The sequence below is a fragment of the Undibacterium sp. FW305-107 genome (genome assembly GCF_058788535.1).
The window spans coordinates 339,612-361,577 of sequence record NZ_JBYTAV010000009.1 but is presented as its reverse complement, the minus strand read 5'-3'; the positions used below and the strand labels follow the sequence as shown (position 1 = coordinate 361,577).

The 21,966-nt window shown below is 49.4% G+C and carries 20 protein-coding genes; 5 read left to right on the top strand and 15 right to left on the bottom strand.

All coding sequences use genetic code 11. From position 1 onward, the window contains the following. Positions 1-27 precede the first annotated feature (27 nt). Positions 28-906: an EF-hand domain-containing protein gene (locus AC3WQT_RS21200; RefSeq protein WP_492706811.1), complete on the top strand. Its 879-nt coding sequence runs from the start codon at positions 28-30 to the stop codon at positions 904-906. 62 nt (positions 907-968) lie between these two features. Here AC3WQT_RS21200 and AC3WQT_RS21195 read toward each other — a convergent pair whose 3' ends face one another. Beyond that, on the bottom strand, positions 969-1,616 hold the full coding sequence (locus tag AC3WQT_RS21195) for a flagellar basal body-associated FliL family protein (protein ID WP_492706809.1): 648 nt from the start codon (positions 1,614-1,616) through the stop codon (positions 969-971). A 329-nt stretch (positions 1,617-1,945) separates the two neighbouring features. Between AC3WQT_RS21195 and AC3WQT_RS21190 the strand changes: the two genes are divergently transcribed. Next, positions 1,946-3,022 carry an acyltransferase family protein gene (locus tag AC3WQT_RS21190; RefSeq protein WP_492706807.1) on the top strand — a complete coding sequence of 359 codons (1,077 nt, stop codon included), beginning with the start codon at positions 1,946-1,948 and terminating at the stop codon, positions 3,020-3,022. A 57-nt stretch (positions 3,023-3,079) separates the two neighbouring features. On the opposite strand, the gene AC3WQT_RS21185 is transcribed toward AC3WQT_RS21190, so the two are convergent. The 10 genes from AC3WQT_RS21185 to AC3WQT_RS21140 form a co-directional block, all read right to left on the bottom strand. After that, the gene (locus tag AC3WQT_RS21185) at positions 3,080-3,688 is read right to left on the bottom strand and encodes a lysophospholipid acyltransferase family protein (RefSeq protein WP_492706806.1); all 609 of its coding nucleotides are present in this window, start codon (positions 3,686-3,688) and stop codon (positions 3,080-3,082) included. 135 nt (positions 3,689-3,823) lie between these two features. After that, on the bottom strand, positions 3,824-4,438 hold the full coding sequence (locus tag AC3WQT_RS21180; protein WP_492706804.1) for a ParA family protein: 615 nt from the start codon (positions 4,436-4,438) through the stop codon (positions 3,824-3,826). A gap of 134 nt (positions 4,439-4,572) precedes the next feature. After that, positions 4,573-5,289: a pseudouridine synthase gene (locus tag AC3WQT_RS21175; protein ID WP_492706802.1), complete on the bottom strand. Its 717-nt coding sequence runs from the start codon at positions 5,287-5,289 to the stop codon at positions 4,573-4,575. Positions 5,290-5,336: 47 nt separating this feature from the next. Then, positions 5,337-7,331: an ATP-binding protein gene (locus AC3WQT_RS21170; RefSeq protein WP_492706800.1), complete on the bottom strand. Its 1,995-nt coding sequence runs from the start codon at positions 7,329-7,331 to the stop codon at positions 5,337-5,339. A 24-nt stretch (positions 7,332-7,355) separates the two neighbouring features. Next, positions 7,356-8,192 (bottom strand): substrate-binding periplasmic protein, encoded by an 837-nt coding sequence (locus AC3WQT_RS21165; protein WP_492706798.1) that lies wholly within the window; start codon positions 8,190-8,192, stop codon positions 7,356-7,358. A gap of 257 nt (positions 8,193-8,449) precedes the next feature. Further along, positions 8,450-9,061, bottom strand: coding sequence for an outer membrane lipoprotein (locus AC3WQT_RS21160; RefSeq protein WP_492706796.1), 612 nt, complete (start codon positions 9,059-9,061; stop codon positions 8,450-8,452). A 228-nt stretch (positions 9,062-9,289) separates the two neighbouring features. Continuing rightward, positions 9,290-10,483, bottom strand: a complete 1,194-nt coding sequence (locus tag AC3WQT_RS21155; protein WP_492706794.1) for an aminotransferase-like domain-containing protein — start codon at positions 10,481-10,483, stop codon at positions 9,290-9,292. 61 nt (positions 10,484-10,544) lie between these two features. Further along, the gene (locus AC3WQT_RS21150; protein ID WP_162040354.1) at positions 10,545-11,003 is read right to left on the bottom strand and encodes a RidA family protein; all 459 of its coding nucleotides are present in this window, start codon (positions 11,001-11,003) and stop codon (positions 10,545-10,547) included. Between the two features lie 254 nt (positions 11,004-11,257). Continuing rightward, complete coding sequence (locus AC3WQT_RS21145; protein WP_492706792.1) at positions 11,258-12,130, bottom strand: DMT family transporter; 873 nt, start codon at positions 12,128-12,130, stop codon at positions 11,258-11,260. 34 nt (positions 12,131-12,164) lie between these two features. Then, on the bottom strand, positions 12,165-12,779 hold the full coding sequence (locus tag AC3WQT_RS21140) for a LysE family translocator (protein ID WP_492706790.1): 615 nt from the start codon (positions 12,777-12,779) through the stop codon (positions 12,165-12,167). Positions 12,780-12,973: 194 nt separating this feature from the next. Here AC3WQT_RS21140 and AC3WQT_RS21135 point away from each other — a divergent pair, with 194 nt between their 5' ends. Then, the gene (locus tag AC3WQT_RS21135; RefSeq protein ID WP_492706788.1) at positions 12,974-14,395 is read left to right on the top strand and encodes an aminotransferase-like domain-containing protein; all 1,422 of its coding nucleotides are present in this window, start codon (positions 12,974-12,976) and stop codon (positions 14,393-14,395) included. A 12-nt stretch (positions 14,396-14,407) separates the two neighbouring features. On the opposite strand, the gene leuE is transcribed toward AC3WQT_RS21135, so the two are convergent. After that, the gene (leuE, locus tag AC3WQT_RS21130) at positions 14,408-15,064 is read right to left on the bottom strand and encodes a leucine efflux protein LeuE (RefSeq protein ID WP_492706786.1); all 657 of its coding nucleotides are present in this window, start codon (positions 15,062-15,064) and stop codon (positions 14,408-14,410) included. 61 nt (positions 15,065-15,125) lie between these two features. Further along, positions 15,126-16,217, bottom strand: coding sequence for a GGDEF domain-containing protein (locus AC3WQT_RS21125; RefSeq protein WP_492706784.1), 1,092 nt, complete (start codon positions 16,215-16,217; stop codon positions 15,126-15,128). Between the two features lie 369 nt (positions 16,218-16,586). Here AC3WQT_RS21125 and cysS point away from each other — a divergent pair, with 369 nt between their 5' ends. Next, positions 16,587-17,963 carry a cysteine--tRNA ligase gene (gene cysS, locus AC3WQT_RS21120; RefSeq protein WP_492706782.1) on the top strand — a complete coding sequence of 459 codons (1,377 nt, stop codon included), beginning with the start codon at positions 16,587-16,589 and terminating at the stop codon, positions 17,961-17,963. Between the two features lie 74 nt (positions 17,964-18,037). Then, positions 18,038-18,658, top strand: coding sequence for a hypothetical protein (locus AC3WQT_RS21115; RefSeq protein ID WP_492706780.1), 621 nt, complete (start codon positions 18,038-18,040; stop codon positions 18,656-18,658). Positions 18,659-18,701: 43 nt separating this feature from the next. Here AC3WQT_RS21115 and AC3WQT_RS21110 read toward each other — a convergent pair whose 3' ends face one another. Together AC3WQT_RS21110 and AC3WQT_RS21105 are read right to left on the bottom strand one after the other, a co-directional pair. Then, positions 18,702-20,837: a TonB-dependent receptor plug domain-containing protein gene (locus AC3WQT_RS21110; protein WP_492706778.1), complete on the bottom strand. Its 2,136-nt coding sequence runs from the start codon at positions 20,835-20,837 to the stop codon at positions 18,702-18,704. Between the two features lie 251 nt (positions 20,838-21,088). Next, positions 21,089-21,862: a substrate-binding periplasmic protein gene (locus AC3WQT_RS21105; protein WP_492706776.1), complete on the bottom strand. Its 774-nt coding sequence runs from the start codon at positions 21,860-21,862 to the stop codon at positions 21,089-21,091. Positions 21,863-21,966: the final 104 nt, after the last annotated feature.

Here is a 21,966-nt window from a genome sequence, read left to right as displayed (position 1 = left end):
TCACAAGCATGACTGAAGGGGAGCGTAATGAGCAGTATCACTGGCATAAGTGGCAGCAACAGCAGTTATTTCTCGCAAACTGGTAGCGCACAAAGGCGCGAACGTGACGCCAGCAAGATTGCGGAAAATGTTTTTTCCAAGCTTGATACCAAAAACCAGGGCTATCTTGAAGTCACGGATCTGGAAACCGCATTTGGCAATATTGCATCAAGCTCATCTACTGGCGCTACCAGCACTGACAGCAGCAGTTCAACCAGCCCCACCAATACAACTGGCAATAGTGCCAGCATCAATGACTTGTTCAAAAAACTCGACAGTGATGGCGACGGCAAGGTCACCAAAAGCGAGTTTAGCGATGGCATCAAAAAACTCAGCGATGCTTTGGAAACGCAATTCAATGCACGGCGCACTCGTGGTGCGGAAGGAGGTTCCAGGCCACCGCCGCCACCTCCGCCAGAAGGTGGAGATGGTGCTGGCGAGGCGGGCCTGGACAAAACCCAGTTAAGCGATTTGTCGACAGAAGTAGGAAAAACCAATAGTAGCGCTGGCGCGGCACTCAGTCAGGTAGCCCAAAATTTTGAAGCTGCCGATACGAATCAGGATGGCAAGGTCAGCCTGCAAGAAACCCTGGCTTATCTTGAAAAAACCAGCACTGCCAATGCGCAGACAAGCACTACGTCCACAACGACAAGTGCGACCAGTACTACCGACACCAGCAACTCAGCAAGCAGTAGTTCAAGTAAGCTGACAAGTACCGGCACTACATCAGATGGCACGGCCAGTTCGGTTACGAGCGCAAGTACGAATACTGATGCTGCCTTGTTCAAAAAGGCTTTACAGTTATTGCGTGCATATAGTTCGCCCCCGGCTACACCCAGCAATCAAAGCATTTCTGTCAGTGCATAAGAAGCAAAAAAAAGGCACATATACATCATGTGCCTTCCTGGTTTTCCCGATTCAAGGAATTGTCATTGCTCCCGATTTTGCATCAATAACTCATTGATCAGGACAGACTCTATCTTGTCTGTTTGTAGCGCCGTATTCAAGCCTGCCTTGAGTTGTGCCCTGACGGTATCAAACCCTTCTTCGCTATGCAAATCATCTGGATCAATCTTGGCAAATTCGATTTGGAAGATATTCGTCAGTATTTTCTTGTTTTCAAATAACCATTCCTTATCTTCAGTGCGGACTTGTATGGTGACTTGCATGCGTACCACTTGACCATTCAGGTTGGCTACTTGCTGTGGGAGTACAAAATAACTGAGCCCGGCAGTATTGCTGGTCACGCTGCGAATATAAAAGAAAATCGCCAGTAAAATCGCAAAACCAACCACCACAATGACGGCTGCATATATGCCAAAACGGTCTTTAGCTGCCTCAGCCTTTTTTGTTGATTTTTTGGCAATTTCAATTTTAGCGGAGCCATAGGCAGGTGCAGAACTGCGCGACGGGGTGGTGCTGTCTTTAGATGCCGGACTGGCAGCGGGAGTGGCATGCGTGTCAGTACCGACATCAAAATCCAAAGCAGGGTCTGGATTTTTGGGCTCACTGCCATCTATTGCCTCAAAATCCAGCTGCGCACTGAGCAAGCTGGCTTTTGACCTATCTTTAGACATGACTACCTCTTATAACTTGCGCGTGGCAATATATTCTCGACAATGGTCAAGCAATTAAATTGCCACCTGGAAATTTCACGGCAGGGAAAGCATAGCTTATATTTTACCCAAATTCATAAAATTCCAAGGTATGGGTCGGAAAAATTCAATGGCCTGAATATTATGATCCCTCACTTCGAGGCATTTGTTTTTCAACAATCACCCTGCTACTTCATTGCTGCCACATCTTGCCAGACCCGGAATTTAAATGCTTCGTTACAAACTAAGAGTGTAAATCAGCAGCCAAGTTCGCTATCATACGGGCATTCCCCCGCACGACCATGACAGGCATGACCAATCCCGCACTCCCCAAAGTCAGAAATACGAGCATAGACAATATCAAAGCTGTCTTGATATTTTTAGTCGTGTTCGGCCACCTGATAGAAATTTATGTGGGTGAAGATCATATATTGCGCTCCATCTGGATTTTTGTTTACTCCTTCCACATGCCCATGTTTGCCCTGATGTCTGGCATGTTTTCCAAGGCACAGTGGGATGACAAAAATGCCACACAACTGATATCCACTGTTCTGGTACCTTTGATAGGCTTTGAAATTATTTATGAAGCAACCGAGTTTGCCCTGAAGGGTACTGGCAGCGTCTATGCAGGCTTGATCGCCCCCTACTGGATGCTGTGGTATTTGCTGAGTTTGTTATGCTGGCGCCTGATGCTGCCTTTGTTTTCGCGCATGCAGTTTGGTGTCATGCTGGCATTGGCGCTGTCGCTGGTGGGCAGTTATTCTGAGCATGCTGGCTACTACCTTGGTATTTCACGCACCCTGATCTTCTTCCCCTACTTCTTGTTAGGCTGGAAGCTTGGCCCTGAAATATTCAATGTCAAAAAGAAGGAGAGATTGTTTATAAGTGCCGCAGTGGTATTGGCAAGCGTCATCGGCGCGTTCATGTTGAAGAGTGATTTTGACTATCGCTGGTTCTATGGCAGTTATTCACTACACAGACTGGAAATGGCAAATCTGACCGGCAGCATGTACCAGTTATTACAGTATGCGGCGTCGACAGTAATAGGTTTATCAGTGCTGTATTTGCTGGCGCAGAAAGATTTGCGTCTGGCACAGATAGGCAAACGCTCCATCTATGTGCTGGTATGGCATGGTATGGCGCTAATTATTTTGCAAGAAACCGGCGTATTACGAGCAATTTTCAAACACGAAAATACCGTAGCCCTAGCGATTTCAGTGCTGGTTTCCATGGCGATTACGTGGGTATGCGCGCATGGAAAAACTGAAATCCTGACCAAGCGCCTGATCCTGAATCCACTTGCGTGGTTGTTGATACCTCAGTCGGCAAGCAAGCCAACTGAGGTAGTCACTGAGACACAAGATAAACCTGTACAGCAAGAACATTGAATCCGGGTTAAACACAATCGCAACAACAAGTCTCAGTACAAAACTTCATTGCATCAATCAATCCTGGGCTTTTGCCTGTACTTTGCCTTCGTCAAACTGTTGCGGGCTCTTGCCAGATATACCACAGTAAAACTCGCGTATCTGCACCATATCCGCTTCGATATCACCACTCACTGCAAACATTTTTCCAATACCACCCGCCTTGCGCTTGAAGTCGAGATAACCAAGTGCGATTGGCACACCAGCGCCAAGTGCAATATAGTAAAACCCGGTTTTCCAGTGAGTAACCTTGCCCCTGGTGCCTTCAGGCGGCACGATCACAGTCAGTCTTTGATTTTCATGAAAAGCGTCTACCGTGCCTTGCACCAGGTTACCTGACTTGCTGCGGTCGACAGGAATACCGCCCAGCCAGCGCATGACATGCCCTAATACAGGAGGAAACAAGCTGGACTTACCCATCCAGTAAACCCGCAAACGCAGGGCAAAGCAAACCATCAAGGTAACTGGAAAGTCCCAGTTACTGGTATGTGGAGCAGCAATCAGGACGTATTTTTGTTCGGCAGGAACGATACCCTCGACCTTCCAGCCAATCAGCTTGAGTCCGAGTACGGACAGCCAGCGCATGACTGTATTGATGATGGGAGTTTCAAAAATGGTAAGGTGCATGCCGTAAGTCTTTGATAAGAAAAGAGAATTCTGCCTTCTCTTCAAGCAAGCGGCATTATAGTGAGCAGCAGCAAAATGGGAAACAAATATCAGCTTTTTTTAAATTAATTAACGAAAGCGATTAATCCTAGTCGATCAAGTCTCTACCCAATTCAAGATGTGCTCCCATTGGGGCAAGTCCTTTTCTACCCTGGATGGAGCAACGTCCCACAGGGTTGCGCCGTGGGCCGCCAGCTGTATGTAGTTTTGTGTATCCCGCAAAAATCCCAGGACTGGCAAACCTAGCTGGCCTACATAGTGTTCAAGCTGTTCGGCTGCTTTGCTGCGGGTATTCACGCGCATGCCCAGTATGCCGATCTGGTAACCATTTTTTTTATGCTGGGACAGGCTTTTTAGAAACTCCTCCGTCGCCAGGATATCAAAAATCGAAGCCTGCAAGGGAACGATGATCTTATCTGCCGACTTCAGCACCACATCCAGCTTGCTGCCTGTCAGGCCAGCCGGTGTATCCAGCACAACATGGGTAGTACCTTTGGGTGGTTTTAATACATTGCCGTCAGCAATATCCCAGGGCTGGATTTGAGGCAGATTTTGTGGCCGTAATGTCAGCCAGGTGCGTGAAGACTGCTGCACATCAGTATCGCCCAGCATGACCTTATGTCCATGCGCTGCGAAATAACCTGCCAGGTTGGTAGCAACCGTGCTTTTACCGACGCCCCCTTTGGGATTGACAATTGCAATGACAGGCATGTCCACTCCTTTTACAGTTTAAGAACCGCAGCATCTGGTCAGATTATCCATATTAACCGGAAGATAGCAAGACTTCATCTGGAAAAGGGGAAACGCAAAACTGCCTCAACTGCATTGCAAGCGCTAAAACAGCTTCAGGCAGGTACCAATAAAGCGAGGTGTTCCGGGGTCAGATAACACCATTCTCCTTCTTCCAGTTCCAGCGATGCCAGTGTCAATTTACCTATGGCTGTACGCTGCAAGGCAGCGCAATGATTGCCGGCAGCGGCCAGCATACGTTTGACCTGATGGTACTTGCCCTGCTCAAGTACGATCTCCAGCAGATAATCGTCCAGCTTTTGGCAATGTATTGCTGCCAGTGGCGCAGGTTCATCATGCAGTTTGACGCCTTGCAATAATAGATTCACCAGATCGTCAGTTACCGGCTCGGCAGTTGTCGCCTGATACACTTTGGGCACATGGCGCTTGGGTGAGGATTGTGCGTGGATAAACGGGCCATCGTCAGACATCAGCAACATGCCAGTAGTGTCATGGTCAAGCCGCCCCACTGGCTGCACATCGCGCCAGCTGAATTGCTCTGGCAAAAGTGTCAACACACCGGGATGATGGCTGGGCTTGCGTGAGCATTCAAAGTTTGCCGGTTTGTTAAGAACGATATATACGCGCTCGCGGAATTCCCATTCTTCTTCAAAGATATGAAACTGCAAGCCCTGGGTTTCAAAGCTGGTCTTGACACTGCGTATCACTTCGCCGTTGATGGAGACTTCGCCATCTTCAACCAGATCGCGGCAATATTTTCGGGTTCCAAATCCTTGCGACTGCAGGATTTTATCTAAGCTTAATTTTGTCATGCCGCGACTTTATCAGATGTAGCGCTTACCAGGCTAGTGGACTGTTTTCAATTGACCTCAGCGGTTTCTTCATCAACCATTTTTGGATCAAGAGGCAAACTGATCTTGAAACAAGTTCCTTTGCCCATTTCACTTTCAACCATGATATTGCCACCCAGAATGCCCGTCACCAGGTTGTACACAATATTGAGCCCCAGACCACTGCCGCCCAAACCCAGGCGGGTGGTGAAGAAGGGATCGAAAATACGCCCTAAATTCCCATCCGGTATGCCCTTGCCATTGTCGCGCACGGTTACTTCGACAAAGCTTTGATCAAGAATGCGCGCCGTAATACTGACCGTGCCACGATAGTCACCTTCAAATGCATGAATAAAGGCATTGTTGATCAGATTGGTCATGACTTGCCCCAAGGGCCCTGGGTAACTATCCATCATCAGCTTGACCGGGACATTGTGCACAACATCGTGACGTGTCTTGCGTATGGCAGGCCCCATGGTCAAGATCAGCTCGGACAGCATTTCATCGAGCGCAAAAACACGGCGGTTGGCGCTGGTCCTGTCGACTGCCACCTGTTTGAAGCTGATCACCAGCTCAGACGCCTTGCTCAAATTACGCAAGAGTAAATCGGCACCTGTTTTGGCATTTCTCAAATATTCTTCCAGTACCGAGCGACGCAAGCCTTTTTCAAATTCGACCAGCACATTATCGGTATGCTGGGCCAGCGTACTGGCGACCGTAACGCTGGTGCCTATAGGTGTATTGAGTTCATGGGCAACACCAGCCACCAGAGAACCCAGCGCCGCCATCTTTTCAGTCCTGAGCAATTCCCTCTGCGCACGCTGCAGGTTTTCCAAAACAATGGTTAATTCACTGTTGGCTGCTTCCAGTGCCTGAGTACGTTCAGACACCCGTCTTTCCAGCGTGGTGTTCATATTGCGAATTTCCTGCTCGTTCTGGCGTTTTTCAGTAATGTCCTCTTGCACCAGGATAATCAGGGGTTCATTACCCAGCCGTATCATGCGTCCGGATACCTGGCAAAGGATAATTTTTTCTTGCTGGCCGCAAGTCAGCCATGCTTCATAATCATGGATTTCGCCATCACGTTCTATGATGCGCACGACTTCCAGAAAATCAGCTTCATTGCGCCATAAGGCTTTCTGGGTTTCGTTATCCCCCAGGATTTCATCATGTGACCAGTAAAATTGCCTGACCCAGGCATCATTCACATCTATCATGCTGTACAGCTGGCTCTTGCGCAGCACCGTCATGGCGACGGGGGAAGCCTGGAAAATACCAATGAATTTTTCTTCAGTCACCTTCAAGGCCTGCTCAGCACGCAAACGCTCATTGAGCTCTTGTTGCAAAGTGATATTTTGCGCTTCTCTCTCGGTAATCAAGCGCCCCAGGTTCAGGCGCATTTTATCCAGGCCCTGCGCCAGATTCCCGATTTCATCCTGACGCACCCATTCCAGAGGCTGATCCAGTTTGCCACGTGCCAGCCGCCCGGTTGCCGACTGCAATTCCATGATAGGCCGGACGATGCGTCGCTCAAACAATAACCAGATCAGGATAAAGGAAAACACCACCTGGACCAGCAAGGCCAGGCCTAGCTTAAGGAAATCTGCCCACAATTCTTTTTCTATATGCTCGGTGGTCAGTTCCAGCATGACGCTGCCTATGACCTTGGTTTCCAGCAAGATAGGGCGTTCTTCGCGCAAGAGTTTAGCGCCCTCTTTTTTGAATTTACTGCTGTGGGCAAAAATGGATTTGGATTCATCCAGCACTTCCACGCTGACCACTTCAGGGTTGCGCATGACGGCTTGTATGAATTGATTGGCGACGGCCTTATCCAGCGTCCAGACTGGCACTGCCATGCCGCGCGACAGCATATCTGCGTACTGCGACATGGGATTACGTACGCGTAGTTGCAACTCACGCTCGTACCTGTCCTGAACCAGAAAACGCCCCAAAACAATCGCGGGCAATACGATGCCAACCACAACGCCGATAATAAGGATTTGTCGGAGGGAGAGTGTACGCAATGGATTACCTGTTGTTTGCAGCGGTTACTTCGATTGTTGCTTACGCCACAATTGTATATTTGCCGCGATGAGTTTATTCATCACGTTTTGTTTGTCCAGTTTATAAACTGCCTTGGCAATACGGCCGCGCATTTCCGGAGTGTTGCAGGCTGACTTATGGGACAGTGTCAAATATAAATTCTCATTTGTAATGGGCGGCGTTACAGTTTTCAAGCCAGAGATATTGAGCTTGGCGACATAGGCCAGGCCTGGATCTTCTTCATAAATCAAATAATCTGCACGGGAAAGACTGAGCATCTTCAAAGCCTGCTCCAGACTCGGGACCATGGAAATTTTCAAAGACTCCTTGGCATAGCGATCAAAGTCTTCGCCAAAACTATTATTAATCACAGTCACCCCCTGCTTGCCAGCGAGGTCAGACCATTTCTTATAAGGTAAATTGAAATTATTGCGGGTCCAGATGACTGTGCGTGTTTCACGAAAAGCTGGATAGAAATAATCCATGTATTCCAGTCTTGGCAGGGTAAAAAAGGCACCCGCGAGCAAATCCACACGGCCCAGTTTGGCTTCTTCTTGCACCCGTCCCCACGGACCTACATATTTAATGTCAATTGGTATGCCAATTTCTTTAGACAATAATTGCATCCATTCAGCATTTGCCCCTATCAGGCGGTTTTCATCTTCTGGGTCACGCCACAGATAAGGCGGATATTCAGGATTACCAGTTGCTATCAGGCTTTTGCAGGATTCATTGGCACGTGCGGCTGAACTAAATGCTGTCGCCAGCAACAATACCATCCAGCAGAGCAACTGCAAAATGACATTATTTGAAGGACTAGCTTTGCAAGTATCAAGCTTCATGGCACGACCTTCTCGACAAGAACGTGGGGGGGATAGACACCTAAGTCTAACTGCTGGAATTAGGCTTGGCAAGGAAGTAGTTGTGAAGGAGGAACGGTTTCCAAAAAGAAAATAATTCCTCCAAATCCTGACTATAAGTGCAAGATTTTTACCATCTTGAAATCAGGCAGAAAAGGGATTGCATCAGACTGGATTAATCAGCGCAATCCATTTTCCGCATATGTTAATGCTGTATTTAATGTTGCATATTAATAAGCTCAGCGCCTGACGATAGAATTACCATTTGTCCTGACAGCATCGCCAGACAACAAACCAGGGTCATGGTCAAAAGCATAGGTTTGCTTGTTGCCATTCTCAAAAGCCACTGTCACATTCCACACCTTGGTCGTCTTCACTTTTTGTTCTATCTTGTGTCCTGCCAATGCACCACCAGCAGCACCGGCAATTGTCGCCAGGTCACGGCCAGTGCCACCACCAACCTGATTACCCAGCAGGGCACCGGCTACACCGCCAGCAATCACACCAAGGGCGCCGCCCTCGCCTTCCTTATCCCCAATAGCAACAGCAACGACTTTGCCGCAATCAGGACAAACTGGCTCATTTCTGGCATTCACTGGCGCAGCTACCGGTTTACTCATGTTTTGTTTGGCAACTGCCAGCGCGGTATTGTATTCAGCTTTGGCGTCACGCAGACATTGCATTCTTGCCGAAGAGTTGCCAGCATCAGCGCACAGTTTTTTATCCTCGTTGTATCTCTGCGTGGCACGTTTGCTATCTGCTGCATATTGTTGTTTGGCAGTCATATTTTGCGCAAAAGCGCCTGTCACGGCAGTTAACATCAGGCTGGCCAGAAACAATTTTTTATTCATTTACTACTCCTCGATTGGTCAAAGTTCAGTATCGCTTTGCGAAACATGGGTTAGAAACTAAGTCCATTAACGGTTCACGACGAAATATGATGACTTAAATCACAATAGTTGACAGTTACATATTAAGCCAGGATTAATAACATGTATCTCAACCATAAAAAAACCCGTCAGATGACGGGTTTTGCTTGTAGACACTGATGATCGGGCAATCTGGAAATCAAATAAAAATCAGATTTTTGCCTTGATCAGCTTACCCAGTTTTTCTATGCCTTCATTGATACGCTCTGGCGACACAGTCACGAATGACAGGCGCAAGGTATTTTTTGCAGGATTATTTGCATAGAAAGGGCCGCCAGGAACAAAAGCGACATTTTGTTGTATGGCTTCATCCAGCAATTGCTTGCTGTCCATGTGCTCAGGCAAGGTTACCCAGATGAACATGCCGCCTTCAGGCTTGGTCCAGCGCACACCTTCAGGGAAATGTCTGCTCATCGCCTCAAGCATGGCATTGCATTGCTTGGCATACAGAGTGCGTATGGTTGGAATGTGCTCACTCAGGAAGCCATCCTTGATGACTTCATACACCACCATTTGTGTCAGTTGCGCCGTGTGCAAATCGGCCGCCTGCTTGGCTTGTTCGAGTTTGCGTATCAATGGTGTAGGGCCAACGACATAACCCAGGCGTATCCCTGGCGTCAGCACCTTGGAGAATGAACCCATATAAATCACGCCACCCGGATTCATGTTCAGCATTTTTGGCAAAGGTTCGCCGCTATAGCACAGATCGCCATAAGGATTATCTTCAACCAGCGGGATACCCATGCGGGCGCAGGTTTCTACCAGTTCATAGCGACGCTCTACCGACAGCGTGCGGCCAGTCGGGTTCTGGAAGTTAGGCAAGGCATACATCAGGCGTGCACCAGCACCTTTGGCTGCGACTGAAGCTGGCACCAGGCCATGATCATCGGTATCCACCGATTCAAATTCAGGGCGATAAACGGAAAAAGCCTGCAGTGCGCCGAGATAGCTCGGTGTTTCCACCAAAACCTTGCTGCCTTCATCCACCAGCACCTTGCCAAGCAAATCCAGACCTTGCTGCGAGCCAGATACCATCATGATCTGGTCAGGCAGGATTTTTGAATCACTGGTGGACAAAGAGTCAGCCAGAAATTCACGCAATGGAGCATAACCATCGGTAGGGCCGTATTGCAATGCTGACTTGCCTTGTTGTGTCAGTACCTTGTCAAAGGCAGCGCGCATACGCTCTACCGGGAAAGTTTCTGGAGATGGCAATCCACCAGCGAAAGAAATCACTTCAGGACGCATGGTCACTTTTAGAATCTCCCTGATGGCAGAGCTTTGCAACTGCTCTGCGCGGTCAGAAAATTTCCAATCTATGGGGCTGGGATTCTCAAGTTTCATGCTGGTCTCACTATCTCTCGGTTAAATTGCCATCTCGGGCAAGCTTATTGTTTTATAAAATTCAGGCGATCTCGACGATCATTTCAATTTCTACGCAAGCACCCAGGGGGATCTGGGCAACGCCAAAGGCTGAACGTGCATGTTTGCCTTGCTCACCAAAGATTTCACCGATGAGTTCAGATGCGCCATTTGTCACCAGATGTTGCTCGATAAAATCAGGCGTGGAATTGACCAGGCTCATGAGCTTGACGATGCGTTTAACGCGGTTCAAATCGCCACCGCAAGCTGCCTGCAAGGTGGCGATCAGATCAATCGCGACTGCGCGTGCTGCCAGTTTGCCTTCTTCTGTAGAGATATTCTTACCCAGTTGACCTACCCATGGCTTGCCATCTTTTTTGGCAATATGGCCAGACAGGAATACTGTGTTACCAGTTTGTGCATACATGACGTAGGCAGCAGCAGGTGTCGCGACAGCAGGCAATTCAATATTTAATGCTTGAAGCTTTTCGTAAAATGACATGTCTATTTTCCAGAAAAAAGCGCAGCAGCCCTCACTGATGCACTAGAGATAATTAAATTTTTATTATTATTTTCTGCAAGTTTTAAAAGTTTGCAGAAGTCAAAACCTTGTTCTGGCAAATGCCTTCTTAGTAAAGAACAAATTCAGGCACAAATACCAGTCCTCTATTGTAAGCCCGCACCCCGCCGATTAACACCCCCTAGTGCATGGCTAATGGCAGATTAAATTCGGTCGCCATGTGCTTTACAAGAAAATCACCGTTGAATATTCATGCGTCTGCCCAGTGCCACTACAATGATGACCGCCAGTGCAAAAAAGATTTCACGGCCAGTCAGGACTTCACCCAGTATCAAGGCAGCTCCCAATAAACTCAAAAATGGTTGCAGCAATTGCACTTGACCGACACGGGCAATACCACCAATCGCCAACGCTTTGTACCAAAAGAAAAAGCCGATGAACATGGAAAATATCGAAACATAGGCAAACCCGGCCCAGGCACGCCCAGAAGCCTGTACCCCATAATGCCAACCCAGCCAGGCCGTCACTGGCAATAAAACCGGCAAAGCCAGCAGCAAAGCCCATGAAATAACCTGCTGTCCGCCCATGCTTTGCGACAGTCGACCACCTTCGGCATACCCCATGGCTGCAGCAATCACGGCGATAAACAAGGCCAGGTCGGCAAACTGGAATGAGCCACCACCCTGCATCAAAGCAAAGGCTATCACCAGTCCACTGCCCAGTACCGCCATCACCCAAAAGCCCGTCGACGGCTTTTCATTAAAGCGCAATGCCGCAAACAAAGCAGTAGCCAATGGCAAAATACCCAATACGATTGCCCCATGAGACGCAGGTACATAGGCCATTGCGACAGAGCTGAACAAGGGGAAACCAACCACCACACCCAGAGAAGTGATCAGCAGTGGCTTCATTTGTGCACGTTGCGGCAATTTCGCACCCTGCATCCACAACAGCAGGCCAGAGCAGCAAGCCGCCACCACAGCCCGCCCCAGTGCTACGAACACCGGATTGAGTTCCGCCACTGCCATGCGGGTAAATGGCAGGGTCAGGCTAAAAATCATGACGCCAACCAGGCCCAGGACCATGCCCTTGTTTTCTTGCATCAGCATGATGAACCTGCCTGTGTACACTGCGCGCTGTATATCATTGTGAACTCACCAGCATGGGGTAAAGCGACAATACCAGCAGCAAGGCCATGCCATAGTTGAAGATGCGCAGATTGCGTTCCACTTTCAGCAAATGCCTGACCTTGGCACCGAACAAAGCCCACAGACCTACGCTGGGCAAATTGATGACCGCAAACACACCTGCAGCCAGGGCAACGATCCAGAATCCGCTGGTCGCGGGTATATAGGTACTGAAAGCACCCAGCGCCATGACCCAGGCCTTGGGGTTGATCCATTGAAACGCGGCAGCACTCAAGAAACTCATGGGACCAGCTTTGTGTACACCGTCTTGTGCCTTGCTTTCTATAGGCCCGGCATTGGCGATATTCCAGGCCAGATACAGCAGATAAGCTGCGCCTGCCCATTTCAACACGACATATAACCAAGGGAACACCGCGAACAAGCCCGCCAGACCAACGCCAACGGCCAACACCAGCACCATGAATCCTATGCTGATGCCCAGCATATGAGGCAAGGTGGCGCGAAAGCCAAAGTTCACGCCAGAAGCCAGCAACATCAGGTTATTCGGGCCTGGTGTAATGGATGACACCAGGGCAAACAGGGCGAAGGCCATCAAAGTATCAATTGCCATGTTTTACTCCGCGCTCGTGTCCCTGCTGGCAGTGATCAGAATTCTGTCGCTCATTCATCGTGTTTCTCCTGTTTTTGCTTTAGTGTTGTGCTATCCTAAACGCAAAAACCGATACAGTACCAATACACTACAAACGATAATATTCGTACTGTAATGGTCAACTATCCATTACAGAAGACTCGCTGGAGACATCAATGCTGACACCCACTTTTTTTATCTCGCGTGATTCTGGCGGTTCGTTGGTAGAACAAATCGTCAATGCCGTGGCCAACCGCATCGACGATAAATTGCTGCGCACTGGTGCGCGCATGCCGTCGATACGCCAGTTTGCCGATGAGCAAACGGTGTCGCGCTTTACCGTAGTCGAAGCCTATGACAGGCTGGTCGCCAAGGGGTATCTTGAGTCACGCCGGGGTGCCGGTTTCTTTGTGCGCGAACGTGCGTCCATGCTCAATAATGTCCCCAATACCCCACAAATTGCGCCTGTCACCCAAAATCTGGATGTAGTGTGGCTGGTGCGCAATATGTTCCGGCAATTGCCACCGCAGAAAATGCCCGGCTCTGGAGTATTGCCGCATGACTGGCTGGATGGTGAACTGGTGGCGAATGGCTTGCGCTCCATCAGCAGGTTGAACCAGAACCTCTTGCTGCATTACGGCACCCAGCAAGGTTTCTTGCCATTGCGCCAGCAATTGCAATTGAAAATGGCAGAGTTGGAAATTGCCGCCTCACCCGAACAAATCGTCATGACCAGTGGCGTTACCCAGGGCCTGGACCTGGTAGCCCGTGAATTTACCCAGCCTGGCGATACTATCTTTGTCGATGACCCGGCCTGGTTTCTGATGTTTGGCTCTTTCGCCATTCTTGGCACCAAGGTGATAGGCATACCACGCCTGCATGATGGCCCGGATGTTGCCAAGCTGGCCGAACTGGCTGCCTTGCACAAGCCCAAGCTGTATATCATCAATTCAGTCTTGCACAATCCAACTTCGACATCGTTGTCCGCCGCCAAGGCTTTCCAGGTCTTGAAAGCTGCAGAAGAACATGATTTCATGATCGTCGAAGATGATGTGTATTGCGATATGCACCCCGGCCCGGCAGTACAGGCCGCCACCCGCATTGCGGCACTGGATCAGTTAAACAGGGTGATCTATCTTGGTGGTTTTTCCAAGACACTGGCAGCCAATCTGCGTGTCGGCTTTATCGCCACCTCGCCAGAACTGGCAATACGCCTGGCTGACCGCAAAATGCTGTCTACCCTGACGACCACAGAAATTGGGGAGCGCGTGGTATACAAAATCCTGTCAGAAGGACATTACCGCAAACATGTAGACCGCATACGCGTGAAGCTTGATGGCGTACGCGATGACATTACCAAACGGCTGGAACAACAGGGGATGAAGGTTGATTACCGTACACCGGCAGGCATGTTTTTGTGGACGGAGACTGGCTGTGATACCAATAAGCTGACCGAGAAAGCCATGGAGCAAGGCTATTTGCTGGCACCCGGCAGTTTATTCTCGCCTAGCCAGCTCCCTTCCACCAAGATGCGCATCAATATTGCAGCGATGTCTGATCCCGGTGTCTGGGAATTTTTAAAACGAGAGATAAATTAGCCAGCGGATCGATTAATGCAAGCTGGCATTGGCCAGCTTGACACCAAACCAGACAAACATGCTGCCCACACCACTCGACAAACTGGCAGACAAACGGCGGCGCTGGCTAAAGCTGCGCGCCAGACGGGAACCAAGGAAGATCAATACCGACAGATACGTGGTACTGAATACCATCACCACAGCACTGAGTATCAGAAAAGGTACTGCTGGAGTCGGGTAGTTGGGGTCTATGAATTGCACGAAGAAAGACAGCAGGAACAGGATCGCTTTCGGGTTGAGCAAGCTGATGACCAGGGCACGCTTGAAAGGGTTTTGCATATTAATCGCGGTCGCTTGCGTTTCTGCCACAGTCGCTGTCTTGTTGCGCCATTTTTGTATGGCAGCCCAGATCAGATTGACACCTACCCAGGCCAGGTAAGCTGCGCCAGCATATTTGACCACCATGAACAAGGCCGGATAAGTCCGTAAGATACCTGCAGCACCGAGAGCCGTCAGCATCAACAAAATACTGTCGCCGACAAATATCCCAGCCGCCCCCTTATAACCCTCACGCACACCACGTGCGGTAGCAACCGCCAATACATACAGGGAATTAGGCCCAGGCAACAAGATGATGCCCAAAGCACCAAGTACATAAGTCCACAAATCGGTTACGCCATAAAAACTCATTTTTCTCTACCCTTATCTTGCTCAGTAGATTGCCCAGCAGTCCTTTACTGAGCTCCGCCATCTACACTGGCACAGGCATGAGATTAACATTTTGCTGCACTTCTTGCTCAGGCCTGCCTGAACCCTCGCCCGCCCTGCGCAAAAGTGACAGCGCAGTATCCCCTTCACGCAAGGTAGCAGTGCGTACAGAAGCACTGACTTTCATTTCCTTGCCTGATACTGAAATAGGCATGGCAATCACAGTGGCGCGGGTACGGTCGGCAATTTTATTGGCATCTTCCGCAGATGCTTCTGGCAAGAGCACGCAAAATTCTTCGCCGCTAAAGCGGGCAATGCAATCATAGGCACGCATCGCACGTTTCACCCGGCGGCTGACTTCAACCAGGATCACATCACCCACCTGTGGTCCATGTGTATCGTTGATATGTTTGAAGTCATCCAGGTCAAGTACCAGCATCGACAATTGCTTGCCCAGACGCTGGTGGCGTTGCAGCTCAGTATCAGAGATGCGCATGAATTCTTTCCAGTTGGCGACGCCGGTAACAGGGTCGATATTCGCCTGTCTTTCCAGCTCTTGCTCCGCGCTTAACAGCTTGCGTCTATATCTGTGCACATAGGCTGCAATGGCGTGACCAGTGATGGCGACTGCGGGCAAGACCAGCAATACGCTGGCCGCCTGGGAAAAAGTACCTGATTGCTTATAGAGCAAAAGTAAACAGGATGCGGCGACAAACAAATATAAAGGTACACGCAAGACATTCAAAGCCAGGGGCAAAGAAATGAACGCCATCAACACCAACCAGGCATCAACCATGTAATGCCCCAGATAATCGCGCGGCAGACAGGCATTGCTGATGAACTGTATCAGCAAGACCATGACTATCCAGTGCATGGCATAACGGTCGAGTTTTGGCACATTTTCTTCCCTGCCATATTGCTGTATCAACCACAGGGAATAGGCGAAACCCACAAGACGCAGAACCAGCAAGATAGCCAGCGGAATGTCAAATTCATGGAATAACACATCGACCAGTGCCAGCGGCAGGAATGCCCATAGCATGATGCGCACGACACGGCGAACTTGTGCCCTGTCCTGTTTGATGTACTGGGAACGATAGTTTTCTTCGCTGACGTCTTTATAATTCGTTTGCATTTTTGCACCGCTTTATTTTCAGCCACATCTTGTTTTGCCTGTTTGGTTCGTGAACAGACAATTCGAGACAGTTCAATTTTGATCAAAAGTGCATATGTATGCTACATTCTCACGCTGAACTTCTTAAATTCTGTGCTAACGGAACCAGTCAGACTTAATTATATGCCCCACTTGGACCAACAACATGTTAAAGATTGCATAGGCGAAACGTCTGTGTCTGGCATGTCTGCGTCCGCGCAAACACAAGTTTTCAACTCAAGCTGTTGTTGAGTCTGCAAAACTGCATGCAGAAGGCTTACCCCTGTCTGCCCGCCCTGAGTACCTGCTTTCACCAACGATCACATTCACACTTAGCTATTTTCACAACAAATGGACATACTTCTCTACGATAACTGGGAACGCCGCCTGCGCCCTTTCAGCCCCCTGAACAAAGACTGGGTGGGCCTGTACTGCTGCGGACCTACCGTGTATGACTATGCCCATATCGGCAACCTGCGCACATATCTGTTTGAGGATCTGCTGCGCCGTGCCCTGGAATGGAATGGTTATACCGTACGCCATGTCATCAACATTACTGACGTCGGCCATCTGGTGTCCGATGGAGATGATGGTGAAGACAAGATGGAAAAAGGCAGCCGCAAAGCTGGCGAATCAGCCTGGCAGATTGCTGACCGTTTTACTGCGGCCTTCAAGGATGATTTGCAAAAACTGCATATCCTGGAACCCGCCATCTGGTGCAAGGCTACCGACCATATTGCTGAGCAAATCGATTTTATCGCTGCCATAGAAAAAAATGGCTATACCTATCGCACCAGTGATGGCATTTATTTTGATACCAGCAAGCAGGATGACTATGGTTTCCTGGCACGTATCAAGCGCGATGCCATCAAGGCTGGCAGCCGCGTTGAACTCGGTGAAAAACTGCATGCGACTGACTTCGCGCTATGGAAATTCAGTCCACCCGATGAACATCGCCAGATGGAATGGGACAGTCCATGGGGCCGTGGTTTTCCTGGCTGGCATATAGAATGCTCGGCCATGTCAGCCAAATACCTGACGCCATGGTTTGATATCCATTGCGGTGGTGAAGACCATATCGCTATCCACCATAGCAATGAGATCGCGCAAAACCAGGCTTGCCATGGCACCCGTCTGGCCAACTTCTGGATGCATGGTTATTTCCTGCAAATCGATTCGGGCAAGATGTCCAAATCGACTGGCGAATTCCTGCGCCTGCAAACTTTGCTCGATCAGAATATTGATCCGCTGGCATATCGCTACCTGTGCCTGACTGCGCATTACCGCAGCCAGATGCAATTCAGCTTTGAAGCCCTGCTGTCCGCACAGACAGCCTTGCAACGCCTGCGCGAGACCTATCATGCATGGCCAGCAGGTGGCGATGTCAGTGCAGAATACCGCGAGAAATTCACTACCTTCATCAATGAAGACTTGAACGTGCCGCGTGCCCTGGCACTGGTGTGGGAAATGCTGAAAGCCGATTTGCCTGACGCCGACAAAAAAGCCACGCTGACAGAGTTCGACAGAGTATTTGGCCTGGGTCTGGCACAATGGCAACCTGCCGTGCTGGCCATCCCGGCAGAAGTGCAAACCCTGGCGGAGCAACGTCAGGCTGCGCGCAAGGCCAAGAACTGGGCCGAGGCAGATCGCTTGCGTGGCGAGCTGCATGCATTAGGCTATGAAGTAGAAGACAAGGCCGAAAGCATGCAAATCAAGAAGCTGTCATAAACCATACTATTCAACATCTAAGACTACTCAGGGGAAACAATTGTTTCCCCTGTTTTTCTTTCAAAAGGATTGCAATGCAAAATATCAGTCTGTCCAAAAAATTCGCAGCCATCGCCAGCATGATGATAGTGCCGGGACTCGGCCAGGCTGGCACCTACATAGAAGGCAAAGATATTCCCGCAGATTTGCGGCCCCTCATCGCAGCCAATACCAAATTGCTGGCCTTTGTCAGCGCTGACCTGAACGGTGATGATAAGACTGACTATGTCTTCATCCTGGAAAAACAAAAGAAAAACGCCGGGGATGAAGATATTGAACAAGGACAGCGCCCCCTGCAAATCGCCATACGCCAGGCCGACGGTAAATTAAAACTGGTCAAGACCAATGAAAGAATCGTTCTATGTTCAACTTGCGGCGGCATGATGGGCGATCCATTTGCCGACCTGACGGCCAACAAGAAAAGTTTTACCGTGTCCCACTACGGTGGCAGTGCCTGGCGCTGGGCGAATGAATATCAATTCAATTACTCGCGCAAGGATGATACATGGCAGTTGGTGAAAGTGTCTGAATCTTCCTTCCATACCAGCGATCCGGAAAAAGCCAAAGAAAAGACTTACACACCACCTAAACATTTCGGCAAAATTGATATAGCCGATTTTGATCCGGAAAAATTCAAGGGTGTGGGCACCAAGTAACAGGTACCAGACAAACATTGGGGAGCAGCCCCCCCCAATGAATCTATAAACTCTTTTCAAACTGCAGACGTATCGTCGCGCTACCAGGTGTGACAGAGCTACGCAACTTGCGTCCCTCCTGGTCACTGAATTGTGAAGCCTGCAGCACATCCTGATGCAAGAGATTATTTAGCGACAGTCTCAACTGCACTTTATTTTCCAGCTTCCACAGAGCATACAAATCAAGATTACGGCTGACGCCAGTAAAGCTACGCAAACCAGACGTGACTTGCACAGTACCACCAGTCTGTAAATTAAAATTGAAACCAAATGATTGTTGCTCACTGCGCTTGTAGTCCATACCCAGATTAGCAGTCAGGGGGACCTGGTCTGTAAGGCGGTTGTCCGGCCCTGGTATGGCACCCAGCCTTGACCAATTACGTGCTGCATTCAGGCGTACTTCTACCGGTGGCGCAGCAACCAGCAAATTCTGCAATGCTATTTTTGCATCAAACTCTATTCCCATCACTTTGGCTGTGCCGTGGTTATGGGGTGTCGTAATCCAAACGCCATTTTTCTCATACAGGTTTTGCACAGTCACATCCTGCACACGTTTGGCATACGCTGACAGGCTGAACATGCTGTTTTTGGCAAAGTAAGATTCATAAGCCAGATCGGCCCCCCAGGCCAGCTCTGGCAGGAGTTGCGGGTTACCCTGAAAGTCAGGATTATTCGGACCATTGTCATTATTTGCTGTGTAGCGGCGCGGCACCAGGCTACGCGGGGTCGGTGCCTTATAAGTACGTGACAAGGCAAAGCGCAATTGATCTTTTTCCAGCCCCGGCAACTTCCACAGTAATTGCATGACCGGGCTCCAGACACTGGACCTGGTCTGCACTGCTGCCATCAGGCGACCTGTGGTTTCGGTATTCAAACCTTCCCAGCGCAAGCCCAGATAAGCTTGCAACCTGTTAGTCATATCCCATTCATCTTGCGCAAACAAGGCAACGCGGCGCACATTGGCTTTATAGTCCTCTGCCAGCGGGTCTATGGTATTGGTATTTGTCCGCCGGTCAAATTGCAGACGGGCTTCACTACGCTGCGTCAGCGTCGCGTCCCATCCCAGGGCAAGGCTATGATCTTCGCGAAAGCGACTCAGGTATTTACCGTTGCTACTGGCACTGCTTTCGGCAGCATTCGATACCACATGGCGATTGAAAGGCTGATCCTGCAGTAAAGGATAACCAAAGAAATTGTAATCTACCTCGCGATGATTATAATTCAGGCCCAGCTTCGCATTCAGCTTGCTATCGGCATCTATCCTGTGCGCCCAGTTCAGATCTGTCCGCAAAATGGCTGTATGCATGGAGGTGCGGTAATTGTTATCCGGGTATTGCGTAGCCCCTCCGACCACTGTCGTTTCGTGATCACTACCCCAATTCAAATTACCGTAGTAGTCAAAGAAACTCTGCCAACTCAGCGTATCACCATTCTCCATGGTCCAGTTCAATCGCGGGCTGAGTCCGAAGCGCCAGACGTTTGCGATATTCCTTTGCTGCATGATGCGCAGGGCTTTGAGTTCTCCTGTTGCATCATCAATGCTCTCTGTCACCTTTGGTATATTTTCATAGCCAGTTTTTGAGAGTGTAGCGACGACAGAATAAGAAAGCCCGGCGTTCTTGTCAGCAAGCTCCAGAGCCAATGAGGGATTCCAGTTATTTTCGCCATGCGCTATGCCGAATTTGAATTCTTTCCTGGCACTGCTCACGCCTTTTTTCAGGATGATATTGACGGTACCTGCCACCGCCTGCGCGCTGAACTCTGCCGTCGTCGTACGCAGGATTTCCACGCGCTCTATCAACTCAGGTGCAATACTGTCTATGGAAAACCCAGGCGCTACTGCGTCGCCATTCAATAAAATCTGGGTATAACCAGATCCCAGGCCGCGCATCCGTAATTCATTGCCCACGACGGATACACCTGGCTGGCGCTTTAATACGGCCGACAATTGCGTGTCCCCGTACTGCAATAGCTCAGCAGCATTAATGATGATTTTGGCGGCAGTGTCGTTCTTTCTTTGCGCAGTTGCCTCCGGCCCTGCAACTTCCACCGTTTGTACTACTTCGCCACTCTTGGCGGGCACATCAGCAGCATGCAATGCAGCACTGAAAAATAAAAGCGAGGCTCCAACACAGTTCATACTGGATTTCATGAATGCTTGGTGTGACGCGTCAGGCGATACAGATTTAATTCTTGAGACAGACTTGGGCATGGAGAGGAAATATAAGCGGGAGAGTACTGCCAGCCATACGGCAAGCAGAAATTTTTAGATAACGGGGAGATTGTAAAGTGGGCAAGACTATCGCAGAACTGGCTTGTGACAAAAGCCCGAAATCAGGTGACAGGGAAAGCAGAACTCATCTCACGGATAGCGAGAACTTTGTCGGCATGCTATTTTGCCGGCGACAAACCCGCCTTGAGGTCTTTTAAAAAATCATCAAGTATGCGCGCAATGCTGCCGTCATTTTTCATCGCCAGCAAAGTCGCATTGATGGTTTTTGAAGTCGGGCTTGAAGCAAATTCTGGTCTGACGCGCATGACATGAGAACCATAAGAAATAATCAGGCTAGGCCCCAATAAGTGTGTTGATGCATTTCTTTCTGCCGCAGCCAGAATAGCTGGCTGGCTACCGACGATACCCGAGATACGCCCGGCCTCCAGCATGCGCAGGCCATTTTCCAGGGTATTGATTTCTACCTTTCTGACCCGCTCATCCTGACCAAAAGTACCGTAACTTAAGCGACGCATCATGCCTATGCCTTTTTCCATGGACAGGGCAATCAGATCATCATAATTCCTCAGCGCGGCACCACGCTGCGCGACCACCACAATAGGGAACTGCGTCACCTCGGATAAAAAACTGCCTTCCTGGTTTGTAAAATTTTCAGCCTGGGAAATGCTATAGGCTTCTTTATCTGCAGGAAACATCACTACATGGCGGGCACTGGGTACCACCACGAGGTCCAGAACGACCCCTGAACGCCTGCTTAATTCATTGGCGATACGCACATTAATACCATCGTAGCCACCCTTGGCATCTTTGACGAACGCAAAAGGAGCTACCTCCGTCAGATAGAGATTGGCTGCATGTAAAGCAGGCACATGAGTGCAAAAAAGAAAAACACAGAGCGAACGCGCTACCGAAGCTGCTACATTAAGTAACATTGTTGCCACTCCTTACCGCGAACGATCAAAAATCGCACTGGTAATTATGTATTGAATGTGTATTGATATAGCCAAGTTTAGTGATCTTTTGCAAAAATTACAAA

Bases quoted from the DNA above. Each gene is read 5' to 3' on its own strand.
- AC3WQT_RS21200 (WP_492706811.1), top strand. From the start codon at position 28: ATGAGCAGTATCACTGGCATAAGTGGCAGCAACAGCAGTTATTTCTCG.
- AC3WQT_RS21195 (WP_492706809.1), bottom strand. From the start codon at position 1,616: ATGTCTAAAGATAGGTCAAAAGCCAGCTTGCTCAGTGCGCAGCTGGAT.
- AC3WQT_RS21190 (WP_492706807.1), top strand. From the start codon at position 1,946: ATGACCAATCCCGCACTCCCCAAAGTCAGAAATACGAGCATAGACAAT.
- AC3WQT_RS21185 (WP_492706806.1), bottom strand. From the start codon at position 3,688: ATGCACCTTACCATTTTTGAAACTCCCATCATCAATACAGTCATGCGC.
- AC3WQT_RS21180 (WP_492706804.1), bottom strand. From the start codon at position 4,438: ATGCCTGTCATTGCAATTGTCAATCCCAAAGGGGGCGTCGGTAAAAGC.
- AC3WQT_RS21175 (WP_492706802.1), bottom strand. From the start codon at position 5,289: ATGACAAAATTAAGCTTAGATAAAATCCTGCAGTCGCAAGGATTTGGA.
- AC3WQT_RS21165 (WP_492706798.1), bottom strand. From the start codon at position 8,192: ATGAAGCTTGATACTTGCAAAGCTAGTCCTTCAAATAATGTCATTTTG.
- AC3WQT_RS21160 (WP_492706796.1), bottom strand. From the start codon at position 9,061: ATGAATAAAAAATTGTTTCTGGCCAGCCTGATGTTAACTGCCGTGACA.
- AC3WQT_RS21155 (WP_492706794.1), bottom strand. From the start codon at position 10,483: ATGAAACTTGAGAATCCCAGCCCCATAGATTGGAAATTTTCTGACCGC.
- AC3WQT_RS21150 (WP_162040354.1), bottom strand. From the start codon at position 11,003: ATGTCATTTTACGAAAAGCTTCAAGCATTAAATATTGAATTGCCTGCT.
- AC3WQT_RS21145 (WP_492706792.1), bottom strand. From the start codon at position 12,130: ATGCTGATGCAAGAAAACAAGGGCATGGTCCTGGGCCTGGTTGGCGTC.
- AC3WQT_RS21140 (WP_492706790.1), bottom strand. From the start codon at position 12,779: ATGGCAATTGATACTTTGATGGCCTTCGCCCTGTTTGCCCTGGTGTCA.
- AC3WQT_RS21135 (WP_492706788.1), top strand. From the start codon at position 12,974: ATGCTGACACCCACTTTTTTTATCTCGCGTGATTCTGGCGGTTCGTTG.
- leuE (WP_492706786.1), bottom strand. From the start codon at position 15,064: ATGAGTTTTTATGGCGTAACCGATTTGTGGACTTATGTACTTGGTGCT.
- AC3WQT_RS21125 (WP_492706784.1), bottom strand. From the start codon at position 16,217: ATGCAAACGAATTATAAAGACGTCAGCGAAGAAAACTATCGTTCCCAG.
- cysS (WP_492706782.1), top strand. From the start codon at position 16,587: ATGGACATACTTCTCTACGATAACTGGGAACGCCGCCTGCGCCCTTTC.
- AC3WQT_RS21115 (WP_492706780.1), top strand. From the start codon at position 18,038: ATGCAAAATATCAGTCTGTCCAAAAAATTCGCAGCCATCGCCAGCATG.
- AC3WQT_RS21110 (WP_492706778.1), bottom strand. From the start codon at position 20,837: ATGAACTGTGTTGGAGCCTCGCTTTTATTTTTCAGTGCTGCATTGCAT.
- AC3WQT_RS21105 (WP_492706776.1), bottom strand. From the start codon at position 21,862: ATGTTACTTAATGTAGCAGCTTCGGTAGCGCGTTCGCTCTGTGTTTTT.